This is a genomic window from Streptomyces sp. NPDC001502 (assembly GCF_042894785.1).
In the GTDB taxonomy this organism is placed as follows: Bacteria; Actinomycetota; Actinomycetes; order Streptomycetales; family Streptomycetaceae; genus Streptomyces; species Streptomyces kutzneri.
This window is the reverse complement of sequence record NZ_JBIAVW010000015.1, coordinates 15,780-34,433: the sequence shown is the minus strand read 5'-3', so window position 1 is coordinate 34,433 and position 18,654 is coordinate 15,780. Positions and strand designations below refer to the sequence as shown.

15 protein-coding genes are annotated in these 18,654 nt (G+C 72.1%); 10 read left to right on the top strand and 5 right to left on the bottom strand.

Annotation, left to right across the window (positions count from 1 at the left end; translation table 11 throughout):
- Positions 1–167 precede the first annotated feature (167 nt).
- Positions 168–824 carry an MBL fold metallo-hydrolase gene (locus tag ACFY0D_RS24945; protein ID WP_390800278.1) on the bottom strand — a complete coding sequence of 219 codons (657 nt, stop codon included), beginning with the start codon at positions 822–824 and terminating at the stop codon, positions 168–170.
- Positions 825–833: 9 nt separating this feature from the next.
- The gene (locus tag ACFY0D_RS24940) at positions 834–1,523 is read right to left on the bottom strand and encodes a maleylpyruvate isomerase family mycothiol-dependent enzyme (protein WP_390800277.1); all 690 of its coding nucleotides are present in this window, start codon (positions 1,521–1,523) and stop codon (positions 834–836) included.
- Between the two features lie 187 nt (positions 1,524–1,710).
- On the opposite strand from ACFY0D_RS24940, the gene uvrA reads away from it, so the two are divergent.
- Positions 1,711–4,704 (top strand): excinuclease ABC subunit UvrA, encoded by a 2,994-nt coding sequence (uvrA, locus tag ACFY0D_RS24935; protein ID WP_390800276.1) that lies wholly within the window; start codon positions 1,711–1,713, stop codon positions 4,702–4,704.
- Positions 4,705–4,808: 104 nt separating this feature from the next.
- Here the strand turns inward: uvrA and ACFY0D_RS24930 are convergent, their stop codons facing one another.
- Positions 4,809–5,459, bottom strand: a complete 651-nt coding sequence (locus tag ACFY0D_RS24930; protein WP_390800275.1) for an NAD(P)-dependent oxidoreductase — start codon at positions 5,457–5,459, stop codon at positions 4,809–4,811.
- A 66-nt stretch (positions 5,460–5,525) separates the two neighbouring features.
- Between ACFY0D_RS24930 and ACFY0D_RS24925 the strand changes: the two genes are divergently transcribed.
- Positions 5,526–6,131, top strand: a complete 606-nt coding sequence (locus tag ACFY0D_RS24925) for a TetR/AcrR family transcriptional regulator (RefSeq protein ID WP_390800274.1) — start codon at positions 5,526–5,528, stop codon at positions 6,129–6,131.
- On the opposite strand, the gene ACFY0D_RS24920 is transcribed toward ACFY0D_RS24925, so the two are convergent.
- Positions 6,121–7,002 (bottom strand): carbohydrate kinase, encoded by an 882-nt coding sequence (locus ACFY0D_RS24920; RefSeq protein WP_390800273.1) that lies wholly within the window; start codon positions 7,000–7,002, stop codon positions 6,121–6,123. The genes ACFY0D_RS24925 and ACFY0D_RS24920 overlap by 11 nt on opposite strands.
- 127 nt (positions 7,003–7,129) lie before the next feature.
- On the opposite strand from ACFY0D_RS24920, the gene ACFY0D_RS24915 reads away from it, so the two are divergent.
- Positions 7,130–7,561 carry a Rieske (2Fe-2S) protein gene (locus tag ACFY0D_RS24915; protein ID WP_390800272.1) on the top strand — a complete coding sequence of 144 codons (432 nt, stop codon included), beginning with the start codon at positions 7,130–7,132 and terminating at the stop codon, positions 7,559–7,561.
- A 78-nt stretch (positions 7,562–7,639) separates the two neighbouring features.
- Here the strand turns inward: ACFY0D_RS24915 and ACFY0D_RS24910 are convergent, their stop codons facing one another.
- A complete protein-coding gene (locus ACFY0D_RS24910) occupies positions 7,640–8,572 on the bottom strand; it encodes a hypothetical protein (RefSeq protein ID WP_390800271.1) in 933 nt (310 codons plus the stop codon).
- 228 nt (positions 8,573–8,800) lie between these two features.
- On the opposite strand from ACFY0D_RS24910, the gene ACFY0D_RS24905 reads away from it, so the two are divergent.
- The 7 genes from ACFY0D_RS24905 (at position 8,801) to ACFY0D_RS24875 (ending at position 18,542) form a co-directional block, all read left to right on the top strand.
- Positions 8,801–9,397 (top strand): papain-like cysteine protease family protein, encoded by a 597-nt coding sequence (locus ACFY0D_RS24905; RefSeq protein ID WP_390800270.1) that lies wholly within the window; start codon positions 8,801–8,803, stop codon positions 9,395–9,397.
- 5 nt (positions 9,398–9,402) lie between these two features.
- A complete protein-coding gene (locus ACFY0D_RS24900) occupies positions 9,403–10,200 on the top strand; it encodes a hypothetical protein (protein WP_390800396.1) in 798 nt (265 codons plus the stop codon).
- A gap of 231 nt (positions 10,201–10,431) precedes the next feature.
- On the top strand, positions 10,432–12,441 hold the full coding sequence (gene uvrC, locus ACFY0D_RS24895) for an excinuclease ABC subunit UvrC (protein ID WP_390800269.1): 2,010 nt from the start codon (positions 10,432–10,434) through the stop codon (positions 12,439–12,441).
- Positions 12,438–13,385: an RNase adapter RapZ gene (gene rapZ / locus ACFY0D_RS24890; protein ID WP_351154171.1), complete on the top strand. Its 948-nt coding sequence runs from the start codon at positions 12,438–12,440 to the stop codon at positions 13,383–13,385. The genes uvrC and rapZ overlap by 4 nt, the downstream gene beginning before the upstream one ends.
- Complete coding sequence (yvcK, locus tag ACFY0D_RS24885) at positions 13,382–14,446, top strand: uridine diphosphate-N-acetylglucosamine-binding protein YvcK (RefSeq protein ID WP_390800268.1); 1,065 nt, start codon at positions 13,382–13,384, stop codon at positions 14,444–14,446. The genes rapZ and yvcK overlap by 4 nt, the downstream gene beginning before the upstream one ends.
- On the top strand, positions 14,437–15,432 hold the full coding sequence (gene whiA / locus ACFY0D_RS24880; protein WP_030009075.1) for a DNA-binding protein WhiA: 996 nt from the start codon (positions 14,437–14,439) through the stop codon (positions 15,430–15,432). Before yvcK ends, whiA begins: the two co-directional genes overlap by 10 nt.
- A gap of 149 nt (positions 15,433–15,581) precedes the next feature.
- Positions 15,582–18,542: a M14 family zinc carboxypeptidase gene (locus ACFY0D_RS24875; RefSeq protein WP_390800267.1), complete on the top strand. Its 2,961-nt coding sequence runs from the start codon at positions 15,582–15,584 to the stop codon at positions 18,540–18,542.
- Positions 18,543–18,654 lie beyond the last annotated feature (112 nt).

Below are 18,654 nucleotides of genomic sequence, written 5' to 3'. Positions count from 1 at the left end.
GCGGGGGAAGCGCCGGGGGAGGCCTCGGGGGCGGAGGAGGCCAGGGGCGGGGACGGGTCGTGTGGCATGCCGCACCAGATACCCGTTCCCCGCCCCTCAGGACGTGGGTTCGGCCGTAAGCGACCGGAAGGAGTGCGTCGCGCCCGGAAGTTGACGCGTTGCGGTGCCTACCAGCCGCGCTCGCGCCATTCGGCGAGGTGCGGACGTTCGGCGCCGAGGGTGGTGTCGTTGCCGTGGCCCGGGTAGACCCAGGTCTCGTCCGGCAGCTGCCCGAAGATCTTGTGCTGCACGTCGTCGATCAGGCTGGCGAAGGCCTTCGGGTCGCCCTGGGTGTTGCCGACGCCGCCCGGGAAGAGGCAGTCGCCGGTGAACACGTGCGGGTGGCCGTGCGGGTCGTCGTAGACCAGCGCGATCGAGCCGGGGGTGTGTCCGACCAGGTGGCGGGCGGTCAGGGTGACCCGTCCGACCGTGATCGTGTCCCCGTCGGCGACCGGCACGTCCGTCGCCACCGGGATGCCCTCGGCGTCGAGCGCGCCCGCGAGGGTGCGCGCGCCGGTCGCCGCGACGACCTCGGCGAGCGCGCCCCAGTGGTCGCCGTGCCGGTGCGTGGTGACCACGGACGTGATGCCGTCGTCGCCGATCAGGCTGAGCAGGGTGCCCGCCTCGGCGGCCGCGTCGATGAGCAGCTGCTCGTCGGTGGCGCGGCAGCGCAGCAGGTAGGCGTTGTTGTTCATCGGGCCCACCGCGACCTTGGAAATCATCAGGTCCGCAAGTTCGTGCACGTCGGCGGGACCGCCGACCTTGACCTCTCCGGTGTACGTCATGCCTTGATCCTAGAGCGGGGGGAGCCCGGGGAGGGGGCCGCCCGAGGTGGTCAGGGAGGCGCCCTTGTCGCCGCGGCCGGCCAGCCAGGCCAGCAGCCCCGCGGCGGTGCCGGACACGGTCACGGCCGGATCCCCGGCGGAGCCGGTGCGCCAGCTCCGGCCGTCGGTGGCGACGAGGGCCACCGGCGGCACCTCGGGGCGCCCGGACCAGCGGTCGGCGAGGAAGACGATCTCGCGCTCGGTGAACTCGTCCGGGAGGTCGGTGAGCTCGTAGCCGATGTTCAGGTCGACGTGGTGCAGATCGGCCTCGACCCAGCGCCGGAAGGGCACGTTGGCGGCGAGGTCGGTGATGCCGTTGCGCAGCTCGACCGTGCGCGTCCAGTCCTGGTCGGGCTCGGTGGTGGCCATGAAGCGGGCCGCGGAATCACGGAGGTCCGTCAGGTGTTCTTCCAGGGGCCGGCCGGCGTCGCGCTCGATGTCCGCGTCGCGGGCGGCGGCGCTCTCGTACATCGGGCGTCCCTCGAAGACGTTGACGAGCGCGTCCGCGTTGCGTGCGAGGTGGGCCAGGATGTGGCCGCGGGTCCAGCCCGGGAGGTGTGACTCCTCGGCGAGGGCTGCGTTGTCCAGTTTCGCGACAGCGGTCAGCAGCCGGTCCGTGGCTTCACGTACAGATCGCAGGTCGTGCACATGATCAGTCATGACGGCGAGCCTAGTGGCTCACCGGGCACGGCCACACGATTGGGTGAAGCGGTCTGCGGAGTGCCGTAAATCGAATGTGCGTGCTATACGCTCGGAAGTCCAAGGACCCAGTCCATCGCAGAGGCGCCCCCCATACCCTGGGACGGGGGCCCGTGCCCCCGCTCTCTCAAGAAAGGTGCGGACCGGCGTGACCGACCGTCTCATCGTTCGTGGCGCTCGCGAGCACAACCTGAAGAACGTCTCGCTCGACCTGCCCCGCGACTCACTCATCGTCTTCACCGGACTCTCCGGGTCGGGCAAGTCCTCCCTGGCCTTCGACACGATCTTCGCCGAGGGCCAGCGCCGCTACGTCGAGTCGCTCTCGTCGTACGCCCGCCAGTTCCTCGGGCAGATGGACAAGCCCGACGTCGACTTCATCGAGGGTCTCTCCCCGGCCGTCTCGATCGACCAGAAGTCGACCTCGCGCAACCCGCGCTCGACCGTGGGCACCATCACCGAGGTCTACGACTACCTCCGCCTCCTCTTCGCCCGCATCGGCAAGCCGCACTGCCCCGAGTGCCGCCGTCCCATCTCGCGCCAGTCGCCGCAGGCGATCGTCGACAAGGTGCTCGCGCTCCCCGAGGGCAGCCGCTTCCAGGTGCTCTCGCCACTGGTGCGCGAGCGCAAGGGCGAGTTCGTCGACCTCTTCTCCGATCTCCAGACCAAGGGCTACAGCCGGGCGCGGGTGGACGGGGAGACCATCCAGCTCTCCGAGCCGCCCACGCTGAAGAAGCAGGAGAAGCACACCATCGAGGTGGTCATCGACCGCCTCACCGTCAAGGAGAGCGCCAAGCGCCGGCTCACCGACTCCGTGGAGACCGCCCTCGGCCTCTCCGGCGGCATGGTGATCCTGGACTTCGTCGACCTCGCCGAGGACGACCCCGAGCGTGAGCGGATGTACTCCGAGCACCTCTACTGCCCCTACGACGACCTGTCCTTCGAGGAGCTGGAGCCGCGCTCCTTCTCCTTCAACTCGCCCTTCGGCGCCTGTCCCGAGTGCACGGGTATCGGTACCCGCATGGAGGTGGACCCGGAGCTGATCGTTCCGGACGAGGACAAGTCCCTGGACGAGGGCGCGGTCTCGCCGTGGTCGCTCGGCCACACCAAGGACTACTTCCAGCGGCTGATCGGCGCGCTCGCCCAGGAGCTGGGCTTCCGTACCGACATCGCGTGGGCCGGACTGCCGGCCCGCGCGAAGAAGGCCCTGCTGTACGGGCACAAGACGCAGATCGAGGTCCGCTACCGCAACCGGTACGGGCGGGAGCGGGCGTACACGACGGCCTTCGAGGGCGCCGTGCCCTTCGTCAAGCGGCGGCACGCGGAGTCGGAGAGCGACGCCAGCCGCGAGCGCTTCGAGGGCTACATGCGCGAGGTGCCCTGCCCGACCTGTGAGGGCACCCGCCTCAAGCCGATCGTGCTCGCCGTGACGGTGATGGAGAAGTCCATCGCCGAGGTCGCCGCCATGTCGATCAGCGAGTGCGCGGACTTCCTGGGGCGGATGCGCCTCGACGCCCGCGACAAGAAGATCGCCGAGCGGGTCCTCAAGGAGGTCAACGAGCGGCTCCGCTTCCTCGTGGACGTCGGTCTCGACTACCTCTCGCTCAACCGGGCCGCCGGCACGCTGTCGGGCGGCGAGGCCCAGCGCATCCGGCTCGCCACCCAGATCGGCTCCGGTCTGGTCGGCGTGCTCTACGTGCTGGACGAGCCGTCCATCGGTCTGCACCAGCGGGACAACCACCGGCTGATCGAGACCCTGGTGCGGCTGCGGGACATGGGCAACACGCTCATCGTGGTCGAGCACGACGAGGACACCATCAAGGTGGCCGACTGGGTCGTGGACATCGGTCCGGGCGCGGGCGAGCACGGCGGCAAGGTGGTGCACAGCGGGTCGCTGAAGGACCTGCTGAAGAACACCGAGTCGATGACCGGGCAGTACCTCTCGGGCAAGAGGTCCATCGAGATCCCGGAGATCCGCCGGCCCGTGAACGGGGAGCGCAAGCTGACCGTCCACGGCGCCAAGGAGAACAACCTGCGGGACATCGACGTGTCCTTCCCGCTGGGTGTGCTGACGGCCGTGACCGGTGTGTCGGGTTCGGGCAAGTCCACGCTGGTCAACGACATCCTCTACACGCACCTGGCGCGTGAGCTGAACGGCGCCCGCTCGGTGCCGGGCCGGCACACGCGGGTCGACGGCGACGACCTCGTCGACAAGGTCGTGCACGTCGACCAGTCGCCGATCGGCCGCACCCCGCGGTCCAACCCGGCCACGTACACCGGTGTCTTCGACCATGTCCGCAAGCTGTTCGCGGAGACGATGGAGGCGAAGGTGCGCGGCTATCTGCCGGGCCGCTTCTCCTTCAACGTGAAGGGCGGCCGGTGCGAGAACTGCGCCGGTGACGGCACGATCAAGATCGAGATGAACTTCCTGCCGGACGTCTACGTCCCGTGCGAGGTCTGCCACGGCGACCGCTACAACCGGGAGACGCTGGAGGTCCACTACAAGGGCAAGTCCATCGCGGAAGTCCTGAACATGCCGATCGAGGAGGCGCTGGGCTTCTTCGAGGCGGTGCCGACGATCGCGCGTCACCTCAAGACGCTCAACGAGGTCGGGCTGGGCTACGTCCGCCTCGGCCAGTCCGCGCCGACCCTGTCGGGCGGTGAGGCGCAGCGCGTGAAGCTGGCCTCCGAGCTCCAGAAGCGCTCCACGGGCCGGACGGTCTACGTGCTGGACGAGCCGACCACGGGTCTGCACTTCGAGGACATCTCGAAGCTGATCAAGGTGCTGTCGGGGCTGGTGGACAAGGGGAACTCGGTGATCGTCATCGAGCACAACCTGGACGTCATCAAGACCGCGGACTGGGTCATCGACATGGGCCCGGAGGGCGGCTACGGCGGCGGTCTGGTGGTGGCCGAGGGCACGCCGGAGGCGGTGGCCTCGGTGGGCGCCAGCCACACGGGCAAGTTCCTGCGGGACATCCTGGGCGCTGACCGGGTGTCGGACGCGGCGGCGTCTCCGGTACGGGCCACGGCGAAGAAGGCCCCTGCGAAGAAGGCCCCGGCAAAGAAGACGGCCACCAAGGCCGTCGCCGCGAAGAAGGCGGCTCCGGCCAAGAAGGGGACGGCCGCGGCGCGCAAGGCGTAGCCGCCGAGCCGCGTACGCGTTCGGTTCGCGTACGGGTTCGCGTAGGGGTTCGCGCACGACGGGAGGGTCCGGCCCATGGCCGGGCCCTCACGCGTCCGCTCCGCTCAGGAGGCGACGCCCACCGCGTGGCCCGCGCAGGCCGGGTCCGTCAGGGTGGCCAGGAGGGCGTCCGCGACGTCCGCGCGGGGGATGGCCCGGCCGCCGGGCACGTTGGCGTCGATCGCGCGCCGGTAGGTGCCGGTGCGGGGCTTGTCCCGCAGCATCGGCGGCCTGACGACCGTCCACCGCGTCCCGCTCGCGGCCATCGCCGCCTCCATGTCCGCGAGGTCCGCGTAGACGTCCCGCAGCAGTCGGTGCAGCAACGGGAAGACCACGGCGCGGGTGAAGATCCCCGCGCCTTCCGGCAGCGGGCCGACGGGCGCGGCGCTCACGGCCGACAGCGGCCGCACCCCCGCCCGGTCCATGGCCGAGGTGATCGCGCTCAGGGCCGGGCCCGCGATGGGCTTCGCCTTCGCCTGCTTGTTGTTCGCCGCGCCCAGTGCCGAGACCACCGCGTCCTGCCCGCTCACCACGGGCAGCACCGCCTCGACGTCGGTCACATCGGTCACCGTGGCCACGTGGAGCCGCTCATGGGCGGGAACGGGAAGCCGCGACGGGTCCCGCACGACCGCGGTCACCTCGTGTCCCGCGTCGAGGGCCTGCCGGACGACCTCGCGGCCCACGCCGCCCGTGGCCCCGAACACTGTGATCTTCATCGTCATACCCCCGCGACGAGAGGTGGGTGAGTATTTACTCACCCCTGGTTCCGCTAGGGTGAGTGAATGCTCACCCCGAAGTCAAGCCGCCCCACCCCCGAGCGGCTGCTGGACGCCGCCGAGAAGCTGATGCGCACCGTCGGGCTGGCGAGCGCCACCACGAAGGCCATCGCCAGGGAGGCCGGGTGCTCGGAGGCCGCGCTCTACAAGTACTTCGCGAACAAGGAAGAGCTGTTCGTGCGCGTGCTGATGGAACGCACTCCCAACGCCGGCCCGCTCATGGCCGCCCTGCAGGCCGGTCCGGGGGAGCGCGGCGTCGAGGAGACGCTCGCCGGGATCGCCCGGCACGCCTCGCTCTTCTACGCCGACGCCATGCCGCTGGCCGCCTCGCTCTTCGCCGACCCCGCGCTGCTCACCCGCCACCGCGAGGGCGTCCAGGAGATCGGGGCCGGACCGCACGTGGTGCTGGACGCGCTGGCCGGCCGGCTGCGGCGCGAGCTCGACGCCGGCCGGCTGCGGCCCGACGCCGATCCGCGGGCCGCCGCGGCCCTGCTGCTCGGCGCCTGCTTCCAGCGGGCCTTCTTCCTGCACTTCTCCGGGGCCCACGTGGTCCAGCCCGTCGAGGAGTTCGCCCCGGCCATGGCCCGCACCGTCTGGGCCGCTATTCGCTGAGCTCCGCCGCGTACGGCGGCTCCGCGCCCGCCCGTGTGCAGGTCAGGGCCGCCGCGTGGGCGGCGTGGGCCAGGACCTGCGGCCAGTCCACCGGGTCGCCCGGCGCGAGGGTGAGCCGGTGCAGCAGGGCGGCGTTGACGGTGTCGCCCGCGCCGATCGTGTCCACCACCGACACCGGACGGGCCGCCGCCGCGTACTCCCCGCCCTCGCGGGTCCAGGCCGTCAGGCCCGCCGCGCCCCGGGTCAGCACCACCGCCGACGGTCCGGCCGCCAGCCAGTCCCCGACCCGGCCGCCCAGCCAGGCCGCGTCCTCCTCCGACAGCTTGAGGACGCTCGTGTGCGGCAGCAGCCGTTCCAGGAAGCGTGCGCGGTACGCCGCCGGGTCCGCGATCAGCGCCGGCCGGATGTTGGGGTCCAGCAGGGTCAGCACCCCGCGCCGGGACTCCCGGCGCAGCAGGGCCTCGTACGCGCTCGCGCCCGGCTCCAGGACCAGCGAGCAGGTGCCGAGCGCGAGGGCCCGTACCCCGTCCGGGAGGGCGGGCGGCAGCGTGAACAGCCGGTCCGCCGTGCCCTCGACGTAGAAGCCGTACGAGGCCGAACCGTCCGGGGCCAGCGAGGGCACGGCGAGCGTGGTCGGCTCCGGTCCGCGCTGGACCAGCGACAGGTCCACCCCGGCGGCCCGCAGCCCGGCCAGCAGGCTCTCCCCGAAGCCGTCCGAGGAGACCCGGGAACAGAAGGCCACCTCGGCGCCGAGCCGGCCGAGCGCCAGCGCGGTGTTGTACGGTCCGCCGCCCGGCCGGGGCAGCAGCGCCCCGGGCGGCCGCGCCACGGGCACCAGGTCGATGAGGGCTTCTCCGCCGACGACGATCACGCGGGGGAAGCTACCTCATGGGACGGAGGTATCGTCGGGTGGGCCGGTGCCCCGGCCGGGTTCCGGCCCGCGCCCCGCCCCCGCCCCCGCACCCCTTCCCCACGTGCCCGCACCTCAGGAGAACCGCATGCCCGCGCCGCAGTCGCCCGCCCGCCGTACCGTCCTCAAGGGCGCCGCCGCGCTCGCCGGGGCCGCGGGCGCCGGAGCGACCCTCGCGGCCTGCTCCACCGAGACCGACAGCGGAGGCAGCACCCCCGCCACCCCCACCGCGCCGGTGGACCTCGGCGCCGCGGCCGATGTCCCGGTGGGCGGCGCGAAGCTGTACCGGGAGAACAAGCTGATCGTCAGCTGCCCGGCGGAGGGCCAGTACAAGGCCTTCAGCGCGCAGTGCACACACGCCGGCTGCGTCCTGGACAAGATCGTCGAGGGCGAGGGGAACTGCCCCTGCCACGGCAGCCGCTTCGACGTGAAGACCGGCAAGGTCCTGCGCGGTCCGGCCTCCGCCCCGCTGCCCGCCGTCCCGGTCCGGGCCGAGAACGGCAAGCTCGTCGCGGGCTGACCCGCACCCGCACCCCGCCGCCGCACCCGCACCCGCCGCGCCGCCGCATCCGCACCCGCCCGGGACCGCACCCGGACCTCAGTCCCAGTCCCACGCGATCCCGAGGATTCCGCGCCGCACCGACTGCTCCACCAGGTGGACCGCCCGGTGCCGGCCGCTGGGCGTCAGGTCCACGAGGCCGGTGCGCGGGGCCTCGGGCCCGCCCCGGGCAAAGCGCCGGCAGCGCACCGGCAGGGCGGCCTCGTCGAAGCTGACCTGGAGCATGTACTGGCCGCCGGCGTAGCTGAACCCGCGTACGTACTCGCCGCTGCGGGCTCCGGTGCCGTCCTCGATCCGGTAGCCGAAGACGTGGGTGTCCCCGCGCCGCAGCCGCGCGTCGAAGAGCAGCTCGGCGACCACCAGCCCGGACTCCGGGTGGCACCGCACCCGGCCCGTGCGGCAGTTCTCGTACGCCGTCACGTGCATCCGGGACACGTCGCAGCCGGGGTCGCCGTGGTGGACGGCCAGGTAGCGGTCGACACCGTCGCGGTGCGCCCGGACGATCTGCTGCGACTCGCGGACCCGCAGCTCGCCTGCCGCTCCGATGCGGACCCGCTCGTGGTGGCCGACCGAGTGCAGCCCGCCGTCCGGCGGGAGGTCCATCCCGTCCAGCAGCCGCTCCACCGTCCCGCCCAGGCTGAACAGGGCCCGGTACGAGCGGGTGGGCGGGCGCGCGGACCCGGGGCCGGGATCCTCGGCGGCCAGCAGGCGCAGGAGGGCGCCGTCGGGCAGTTCCAGGATCCGCTCCAGGGCGGTGACCGCCCGCAGCGACTCCGGGTGACGCGGCCGCCGGGCGCCCTGCTGCCAGTAACTGAGGCTGGTGACGCCGAGCTTGATGCCCTGTGCCGCGAGCCGGTGCTGCACCCGGTGCAGGGGCAGTCCACGCGCGGCGAGGGCGGCGCGCAGGGCGAGGTGGAAGGGGCCGCCGCGCAGCAACTGGCCGAGTTCCGCCGTGTCCTCGGTCGGTCGCACGGCGACTCCTTCGTGAACGTTCACACGGGCCGGCGCGGGGGATCGCGGCGGCGGCTCCGGGGGACCAGGTGACACGGCAGCAACCGTTCACACCGCAGCCCCACCGTTCACACAGCAATGTCACCGCGTATTGAAGCGTGTTGACCTGATCGCGACAACTCCCTGATGCTCCTGAACAGCGTCCGGACGCGCTCCTCCACCCCCACACCCCACATCGGGAGGAACGCGATGCGCAACCGAAACCGGCGGCACTCCCCAGCCGCCTGTGTCACCGCCCTGCTGTTCACCCTGCCCCTCGGCGCCGGCACCGCCGCCGCTGCCGAGGCCGGCACGGACTCCGCCCTCGCCACCAAGCGCCTGAACATCACCATGCAGGCGCAGACGAAGACCAACTGGTGCTGGGCCGCCGGCGGCAACACGATCGCCACCTGGTTCGGCCGGAACTACAGCCAGAACCAGTTCTGCAACGCCGCCTTCAACCGCCAGCAAGGCAGCGAATGCCCCAACAACCAGGCCACTCTCGGCAACGTCCAGACCGGACTGCGCTGGGCCGGCATCAACCCCGGCTCGTACGTCAGCGGCTGGCTCCAGTACTCCACCGTCCAGACCGAGATCAACGCCAACCGGCCCGTCGAGACCCGCATCCAGTGGTCCAGCGGCGGCGGCCACATGCACGTCGTCTACGGCTACGACACCGCGAGCAACTGGGTCTACTGGGGCGACCCCTGGCCCTCCAGCGACCGCTACAACTGGGCCTCGCACTCCTGGTACGTCAACAACAGCACCTTCTCCTGGACCCACTCCCTCTACCGGATCGGGGCGTGACCGCCATGACCCTGCGCGCCGCCACCGCCACCGCCACCGCAGCCGCGGTCCTCGCCACCACCGCCCTCCTCGGCCTCGCCCCGCAGGCCGCCGCGGCTCCCGGGGGCCCGGCGCCGCAGCCCCAGGCCGCCACCGCCGAGAACAAGGCCGCCGCCGCGCAGGCGGCCACCGCCCCCGACACCCTGGCCACCCTCTCCCGCTTCTTCGCCCGGGAGGGCAGGGTCTCCCTCACGGCCGCGCAGCCCCGGATCGAGGGCGAGGCGATACCGGTCAACCACCTCTCCCCGGAGTTCGTCGCGGGCAGAGCGGGCGCCCCCGTCGCCCGCCTGGAATTCCTTGCCAGCAAGGCCGTCTCCTCCGACGGGCAGCAGGCCGCGCTGTGGACCGCGCGGACGGAGGCCGGCTGGGAGGTCGTGAACATCGCCACCGGCGACGACGAGTTCCGCTACGCCCGGCTCGGTGCGGAGAAACTGCCCGGCGGGACGGTGTTCCGGGAGCCGCAGATCGACGCCTGGTACGTGGCCGGGGGTAGCCGGGTACTGCCGCTGGACGAGGACGCGGTGCGGGCCGTGGGCGCCGGGGGGACGAGCCTGGCCGCCTACCGGGCCCGGGTGGCCGGGGCCTACGGGGACAAGCTCCCCGGCTCCCCGTACGCCGGGCGCGGCGCGGCCGGCGGCTACGCAGAGGCCCCGGCCGGGGGTGACGGGACTCCGGTCGCGGCTGTGGCCGGTGGCGCCGGGGCGCTCGCGCTGGGCGGGTGCAGGCTGCTGCTCCTGCGGCGCCGCCGGGCCGTGGGGGTGTAGCCCGCTCCGCGGGGCTACGGGGCTCCGCCCCCGGACCCCCGCGCCTCAAACGCCGGACGGGCTGAAAGATCCAGCCTCGCCGGCGTTTGAGGCGCGGGGTCCGGGGCGGAGCCCCGATCTTTCGGGTCTGGGCGGAGCCCGGCGAGGCGCGCGCGGCGGACCGCCCGGAGCCGGACACCGAGCCCGGAGGGCTACGGCGCGTTGTCGGACCGCGCAAGTAGGGTGGTTGGCATGGCCGACCCTTCCAGTTACCGCCCCGAGCCCGGACAGATCCCGGACTCCCCGGGGGTCTACAAGTTCCGCGACGAGCACCGCCGGGTGATCTACGTCGGGAAGGCCAAGAGCCTGCGCCAGCGCCTGGGCAGCTACTTCCAGGACATCGCCGGCCTGCATCCCCGTACCGCCACCATGGTGACCACGGCCGCCTCCGTCGAGTGGACCGTGGTGTCCACCGAGGTCGAGGCGCTCCAGCTGGAGTACTCGTGGATCAAGGAGTTCGACCCCCGGTTCAACGTCAAGTACCGGGACGACAAGAGCTACCCCTCCCTCGCCGTCACCCTCAATGAGGAGTACCCGCGGGTCCAGGTCATGCGCGGGCCCAAGAAGAAGGGCGTGCGCTACTTCGGTCCGTACGGGCACGCCTGGGCCATCCGCGAGACCGTCGACCTGATGCTCCGGGTGTTCCCGGTCCGGACCTGCTCCGCGGGCGTGTTCAAGCGCTCCGCCCAGATCGGCCGGCCCTGCCTGCTCGGCTACATCGGCAAGTGCTCGGCCCCCTGCGTCGGCAAGGTCACCCCCGAGGAGCACCGCGAACTGGCCGAGGACTTCTGCGACTTCATGGCCGGCCGCACCGGCACCTACCTCTCCCGGCTGGAGAAGGAGATGCACGCGGCGGCCGAGGAGATGGAGTACGAGAAGGCCGCCCGCCTGCGCGACGACATCGGGGCGCTGCGCCGGGCGATGGAGAAGAACGCCGTGGTGCTCGCCGACGCCACCGACGCCGACCTGATCGCCGTGGCCGAGGACGAGCTCGAAGCCGCGGTGCAGATCTTCCACGTCCGCGGCGGCCGGGTCCGCGGGCAGCGCGGCTGGATCACCGACAAGGTCGAGGCCGTCGACACGGCCGGGCTCGTCGAGCACGCCCTCCAGCAGCTGTACGGCGAGGAGAAGGGCGAGGCCGTGCCCAAGGAGGTGCTGGTCCCGGCCCTCCCCGAGGACACGCCGACACTGAACCAGTGGCTCGCCGAGCGCCGGGGGTCCCAGGTCAGCCTGCGGATACCGCAGCGCGGCGACAAGAAGGCCCTGATGGAGACCGTCCACCGCAACGCGCTGCAGTCCCTCGCCCTGCACAAGACCAAGCGCGCCGGCGACCTCACCACCCGCTCCCGGGCCCTGGAGGAGATCGCCGAGGCACTGGACCTCGACAGCGCCCCGCTGCGCATCGAATGCTTCGACATCTCCCACCTGCAGGGTGACGACGTCGTCGCGTCGATGGTCGTCTTCGAGGACGGGCTGGCCCGCAAGAGCGAGTACCGGCGCTTCCAGATCAAATCGCATCTGGGGCAGGACGACGTCCGCTCCATGCACGAGGTGGTCTCGCGGCGCTTCCGCCGCTACCTCCAGGAGAAGCTGAAGACCGGCGAGTGGGAGGCGGAGGAGGGCGAGGGAGCGGTTCCCGAGGACGACGGTCGGCCCAAGCGGTTCGCGTACCCGCCCCAGCTCGTCGTGGTCGACGGCGGGCAGCCGCAGGTCGCCGCCGCCAAGCGGGCCCTGGAGGAGCTCGGGATCGACGACGTCGCCGTGTGCGGTCTGGCCAAGCGGCTGGAGGAGATCTGGTTGCCCGGCGACGACGACCCCGTCGTGCTCCCGCGCACCAGCGAGGGCCTCTACCTGCTCCAGCGGGTCCGTGACGAAGCCCACCGGTTCGCCATCCAGTACCAGCGCAGCAAGCGCGGCAAGCGCCTGAAATCCGGCCCGCTGGACGAGGTGCCCGGCCTCGGCGAGAGCCGCAAGCATGCCTTGATCAAGCACTTCGGTTCGGTGAAGAAGCTGAGACAGGCGACAATCGACCAGATCTGCGAGGTCCCGGGCATAGGCCGTAAGACGGCCGAGACCGTGGCCGCGGCCCTCGCCCAGGCGGTTCCCGCTGGTCCTGCCGTCAACACGGCCACAGGAGAGATCATTGAGGATGAGACCCCCGCGCCCGCGGGAGCATCGTCCGAACGGGGGACCGAGCAATGACCGAGCACGAGACCGCGCACGACCGAGACGGAGCACAGGTGAGTACGGGCACGACAGCGGAGCCCGGCGAGACCGCCGAGGCGGCCATCCCCGAGCTGGTGATCATCTCCGGCATGTCCGGGGCCGGCCGCAGTACGGCGGCGAAGTGTCTGGAGGACCTCGGCTGGTTCGTCGTCGACAACCTCCCGCCGGCCCTGATCCCGACCATGGTCGAGCTCGGCGCCCGCTCCCAGGGCAACGTGGCCCGCATCGCCGTCGTCGTCGACGTCCGCGGCCGCCAGTTCTTCGACGCCCTGCGCGAGTCCCTCGCCGACCTCGACAGCAAGGGCGTCACCCGCCGCATCGTCTTCCTGGAGTCCTCCGACGACGCGCTGGTCCGCCGCTTCGAGTCGGTCCGCCGCCCGCACCCGCTCCAGGGCGACGGGCGCATCACCGACGGCATCGCCGCCGAGCGCGACCTGCTGCGCGAGCTGCGCGGCGACGCCGACCTGGTGATCGACACCTCCAGCCTGAACGTGCACGAGCTGCGCGCGAAGATGGACGCCCAGTTCGCCGGGGACGAGGAGCCCGAGCTGCGGGCCACCGTCATGTCCTTCGGCTACAAGTACGGCCTCCCCGTCGACGCCGACCTCGTCGTCGACTGCCGCTTCATCCCCAACCCGCACTGGGTCCCGGAGCTGCGCCCCTTCACCGGGCTCAACGAGGAGGTGTCGGGGTACGTCTTCAGCCAGCCCGGCGCCAAGGAGTTCCTCGACCGCTACACCGAGCTGCTCCAGCTCATCGCCACCGGCTACCGCCGCGAGGGCAAGCGGTACGTGACCATCGCGGTCGGCTGCACGGGCGGCAAGCACCGCAGTGTGGCCATGTCCGAGAAGCTCGCCGCCCGCCTCGCCTCCGAGGGAGTCGAGACCGTCGTAGTCCACCGGGACATGGGGCGCGAGTGACCGCACGGACCCCGCGGCTGAGCCGCCTGCGCCGCCTCACCCCGGGCCGGGGCGAGGACGGCGCGGGCCGCGTCGGCCGCTCCGGCCGCCGGCGCGGCGCCACGCCCAAGGTGGTGGCGCTCGGCGGCGGCCAGGGCCTGTCGGCCTCGCTCGCCGCCCTGCGCCGGATCACCGGTGACCTCACCGCCGTGGTCACCGTCGCCGACGACGGCGGTTCCAGCGGCCGGCTCCGGGAGGAGCTCGGCGTGCTCCCGCCCGGCGACCTGCGCAAGGCGCTGGCCGCGCTGTGCGGTGACGACGACTGGGGCCAGACCTGGGCCCGGGTCATCCAGCACCGCTTCCAGTCCGAGGGCGATCTGCACGGGCACGCGGTCGGCAACCTGCTGATCGTCGCCCTGTGGGAACAGCTCGGCGACCCCGTCCAGGCCCTCGACCTGGTCGGGAAGCTGCTCGGGGCGCAGGGCCGGGTGCTGCCCATGTCGGCGGTGCCGCTGGAGCTGCAGGCCCTGGTCAGGGGGCACGACCCGGCCCGCCCCGAGGACGTGGACACCGTCCGCGGGCAGGCCACGGTGGCGCTGACCCCGGGCGAGGTGCTCTCCGTACAGGTGGTGCCGAGCGACCCGCCGGCCGTGCCGGAGGCCGTCGCGGCCGTCCTGGACGCCGACTGGGTGGTGCTCGGTCCGGGGTCCTGGTTCTCCTCGGTCATTCCGCACCTGCTGGTGCCGGAACTGCTGGACGCGCTGATGGAGACGAAGGCCCGGCGGGTCCTCTCGCTGAACCTCGCGCCGCAGCCCGGCGAAACAGAGGGCTTCTCTCCGCAGCGTCATTTGGAGGTTTTGGCCCGACACGCCCCTAAACTCGCCCTGGACGTGGTGCTGGCCGACGAGGCCGCCGTGCCCGACCGCGAGTCCCTAACCGATGCCGCGAAACGGTTCGGTGCCGCGGTCGAGCTGGCGCCCGTGGCCAGGCAGGACGGCTCTCCGAAGCACGACCCGGAGCTGCTGGCCGCCGCGTACGACCGTATTTTTCGGATGCATGGAAGGATCGGCCCATGGCGATGACGCCTGCGGTGAAGGATGAGATCTCCCGCCTGCCCGTCACCCGGACCTGCTGCAGGAAGGCGGAGGTTTCGGCGATCCTTCGGTTCGCGGGCGGGCTGCACCTGGTGAGCGGCCGCATCGTCATCGAGGCGGAGCTGGACACGGGGATCGCCGCCAGACGCCTGCGCAAGGACATCCTGGAGATCTTCGGCCATTCCTCGGACCTGGTGGTGATGGCCCCGGGCGGACTGCGCCGCGGCAGCCGCTACGTGGTCCGTGTCGTGGCCGGCGGTGACCAGCTGGCGCGCCAGACGGGCCTCGTGGACGGCCGCGGCCGCCCCATCCGGGGTCTTCCCCCGCAGGTGGTCTCCGGGGCCACCTGTGACGCGGAGGCGGCCTGGCGCGGCGCCTTCCTGGCCCACGGCTCGCTCACCGAGCCGGGCCGGTCCTCCTCCCTGGAAGTCACCTGCCCCGGCCCGGAGGCCGCCCTGGCCCTGGTGGGCGCCGCCCGCAGGCTGTCCATCGCCGCCAAGGCGCGCGAGGTGCGCGGAGTGGACCGGGTCGTGGTCCGCGACGGCGACGCGATCGGCGCCCTGCTGACCCGGCTCGGCGCGCACGAGTCGGTGCTGGCCTGGGAGGAGCGGCGGATGCGGCGCGAGGTCCGCGCCACCGCCAACCGCCTGGCCAACTTCGACGACGCCAACCTGCGCCGCTCGGCGCGGGCCGCGGTGGCCGCCGGAGCCCGCGTGCAGCGCGCGCTGGAGATCCTCGGCGAGGAGGTCCCCGAGCACCTGGCCGCGGCCGGCCGGCTGCGCATGGAGCACAAGCAGGCCTCCCTGGAGGAGCTGGGCGCGCTCGCCGACCCGCCGCTGACCAAGGACGCGGTCGCCGGCCGGATCCGCCGCCTGCTGGCGATGGCCGACAAGCGGGCCCAGGACCTCGGCATCCCGGGCACCGAGTCGAACCTCGACCTCAGCGAGGAGATGGCCGACAACATGGCCGGTTAGAGACGGCCCAGGCCGTCCCGTACGGCTGAAGGGGCTCGCGCGATCACTCGTGCGGGCCCCTTTGCCGCACGCCCCATTGACATGAGCATGGGCCGGTCTTGAGTCTGGCGTCCGAACGCTTTCGTGGCAGACGACGCCCAGGGGGGCACATGAGTCACCGCGCGAGATCGATCCTCGCCGCAAGCGCACTCGTCTTCGGAACCACACTCGCCGTGCTGCCCGCCGCGGCACAGGCCCAGCCGGGACCCGGCGCCGCGTCCGGCGCCGACGAGGTACGGGTCTACGACGCCGACATCACCCGGGAACAGGTCCCGCTCGTCCTTGCCGCGGGGCAGGACGCGCACGAGCTCACCGAGCGGGCCCCGGAGACCGGAACCGCCCGGGTCGAGCTCTTCCTCAGCGGCGGCCAGGCCAAGGAACTCGCGGCCCAGGGCGTCAAGCTGGCCGAGCGAAAGGTCCCCGCCCAGGGCCTCGCCCGTGCCAAGGCCGCAGGGGACGGGGTGTTCCGCCCGTACAGCGGCAAGGGCGGACTCCAGGAGGAGATCCTGCGGACCGCGCAGGAGAACCCGGGGCTCACCAAGGTCGTCTCCATCGGCAAGACCGTCCAGGGCAAGGACATCCTCGCCCTGAAGGTCAGCAAGAACGCCAAGAAGACCAAGGACGGCGACAAGCCGTCGGTCCTCTACATGTCCAACCAGCACGCCCGTGAGTGGATCACCCCCGAGATGACCCGGCGGCTGATGCACCACACCCTCGACAACTACGGCAAGGACCCCAGGATCACCAAGCTGGTGGACTCCAGCGAGCTGTGGTTCCTGCTCTCCGCCAACCCGGACGGGTACGACTACACGCACGCGGCCGACGGCCAGCGGCTGTGGCGCAAGAACCTGCGCGACAACAACGGCGACGGGAAGACCGGCCCCGGCGACGGGGTCGACCTCAACCGGAACTTCGCCTTCAAGTGGGGTTACGACAACGAGGGCTCCTCGCCGACCCAGTCGAACGAGACCTACCGCGGCCCGAGCGCCTCCTCCGAGCCCGAAACCGTCGCCCTCGACCGCTTCGAGAAGCGCATCGGCTTCGAGTACGCCGTCAACTACCACTCCGCCGCCGAGCTGATCCTCTACGGCGTGGGCTGGCAGGTCGCCACCCCCACCCCCGACGACGTCGCCTACAAGGCGCTCGCCGGCACCCCGGAGAACCCCGCCGTCCCGGGCTACTACCCGCAGGTCTCCTCCGAGCTCTACACCACCAACGGCGAGGCCGACGGCCACGCCTCCAACGTCAACGGCATCATGATGTTCACGCCGGAGATGACCACCTGCCAGACCGCCTCGGCGAGCGACCCGAACGACCAGTGGAAGCCGGAGGACTGCGCCTCCGGCTTCAACTTCCCGGACGACGAGAAACTCATCCAGGCGGAGTTCGCCAAGAACATCCCCTTCGCCCTCTCCGTCGGCGAGAGCGCCGCGACCCCGGACCGGCCGAAGTCCTCGCTGGGCCTGAGCGCCGCCGACTTCACCGTGGACGCCTTCGCCACCTCCTACGCCGCCCGCGGCGAGGACCAGACGGTCTCCGTCACCGCCCGCAAGGCGCTGAAGGACAAGGAAGTCAACTTCCGGATCAACGGCGGCCGCACGCACGACGAGGACCTGGGGCCCTGGAAGGGCGGCGAGGTCTACGGCGGCGACGACAACAACTGGTTCGACGAGTACCGGGCCGAAGTCGACGGCGCGAAGCCCGGCGACAAGGTCGAGGTCTGGTTCACCGGCCGCGACCGCTCCGGCAAGCAGGTCTCCAGCGAGCACTTCACGTACACGGTGGCCGAGCGGCCGCGCGCGGACGTCCTGGTGATCGCGGAAGAGGGGGCCAAGGCCCAGCACGCCCAGACCTACGTCGACGCCCTGCGCGCCAACGGCAAATCCGCTGCGGTCTGGGACGTCGCCGTCCAGGGCGCCCCGCACCACCTCGGCGTCCTCTCCCACTTCGGTACGGCCGTCCACTACACGGGGGCCAAGACCCCCGGCGGCGACACCCAGCTGGCGGTGCGCGACTTCCTGAACGAGGGCGGCAGGCTGATCGAGGCCGGTGAGCTGGCGGGCGGCAACGCCCAGGTCGGCCGCGCCGTGACCAACGACTTCAGCCAGTACTGGCTCGGCGCGTACAGCCGGACGAGCACCCCCGGAGCCACCGGCTTCGCCGGCGCCGGCGCCCTGAACGGCGCGCGGGGCAACGTCGGGGACGCCGCGGGCAACCCGCTGAACGCCCCCGGCGGGTACACCGTGACCTCCGAGTCCCTGGCGCCCGCGCAGTTCCCGCAGTTCAAGAGCGCCCAGGCGGGAGCCTTCACCGGGGTCGTGAACCCGTACGCCCCCTACGCCGGCACCGGCATGGCCGCGGCCCTGCACGCCGACGACGACTGGAAGCGCCTCGTCCGTACGATCGACCTCACCGGGGTCACCGCGGCCGACCAGCCGCAGCTGAAGCTGGCGCTCAACTGGAACGTCGAGGAGGGCTACGACCACGCCGCGCTGGAGGCCCGGACCGCCGGCGGCGACGACTGGACCACCCTGCCGGACACGGGCGGCCTGAGCAGCTCCACCGTCCCGGAGGAGTGCGCCGCCGGGTTCTTCATGAACGGACACCCGTTCCTGCGCCGCTACCTCACGCTCGACGCCGGCGGCTGCACCCCGCAGGGCACCAGCGGCACGTGGAACAGCTTCACCGGTTCCTCCGGCGGCTGGAAGCAGGTCTCCTTCGACCTGAGCGCCTACGCCGGCAAGACCGTTGAGCTCTCGCTCTCCTCCATCACGGACCCGGGCTCGGGCGGCCGCGGCGTCTTCGCGGACGAGGCGCGCCTCTCCGTCAAGGGCGCGGACCAGCCCGTCGAGGGATTCGAGACGTCCCTCGGGGCCTGGACGGCGCAGGCCGCACCGGCCGGAAGTCCCGAAGTCCCCGGTGACTGGGCCCAGTCCGGGGAACTGTTCAAGTCCTACGCTGCGGTCACCACGCGTGACACGGTGTTGCTGGGCTTCGGCCTGGAGCACATGCCCACCGCGGCGGACCGTGCCCTACTCGTCGGTAAGGCACTGCGCACACTGCACCGCTGATCGCAGGCCCGCCCGTCACTCACCCTGAGTGACGGGGGCCCAAGTCCGGAGGTCCCGTTCCGGCGTGTCCGGAACGGGACCCTCGCGGGAGTACCCCCGGGAAGTAGGGGGA

Excerpts from the sequence above, each read along its gene's own strand:
- ACFY0D_RS24945 (WP_390800278.1), bottom strand. The coding sequence starts at position 824 with ATGACGTACACCGGAGAGGTCAAGGTCGGCGGTCCCGCCGACGTGCAC.
- ACFY0D_RS24940 (WP_390800277.1), bottom strand. The coding sequence starts at position 1,523 with ATGACTGATCATGTGCACGACCTGCGATCTGTACGTGAAGCCACGGAC.
- ACFY0D_RS24930 (WP_390800275.1), bottom strand. The coding sequence starts at position 5,459 with ATGAAGATCACAGTGTTCGGGGCCACGGGCGGCGTGGGCCGCGAGGTC.
- ACFY0D_RS24925 (WP_390800274.1), top strand. The coding sequence starts at position 5,526 with ATGCTCACCCCGAAGTCAAGCCGCCCCACCCCCGAGCGGCTGCTGGAC.
- ACFY0D_RS24915 (WP_390800272.1), top strand. The coding sequence starts at position 7,130 with ATGCCCGCGCCGCAGTCGCCCGCCCGCCGTACCGTCCTCAAGGGCGCC.
- ACFY0D_RS24905 (WP_390800270.1), top strand. The coding sequence starts at position 8,801 with ATGCGCAACCGAAACCGGCGGCACTCCCCAGCCGCCTGTGTCACCGCC.
- ACFY0D_RS24900 (WP_390800396.1), top strand. The coding sequence starts at position 9,403 with ATGACCCTGCGCGCCGCCACCGCCACCGCCACCGCAGCCGCGGTCCTC.
- uvrC (WP_390800269.1), top strand. The coding sequence starts at position 10,432 with ATGGCCGACCCTTCCAGTTACCGCCCCGAGCCCGGACAGATCCCGGAC.
- rapZ (WP_351154171.1), top strand. The coding sequence starts at position 12,438 with ATGACCGAGCACGAGACCGCGCACGACCGAGACGGAGCACAGGTGAGT.
- whiA (WP_030009075.1), top strand. The coding sequence starts at position 14,437 with ATGGCGATGACGCCTGCGGTGAAGGATGAGATCTCCCGCCTGCCCGTC.
- ACFY0D_RS24875 (WP_390800267.1), top strand. The coding sequence starts at position 15,582 with ATGAGTCACCGCGCGAGATCGATCCTCGCCGCAAGCGCACTCGTCTTC.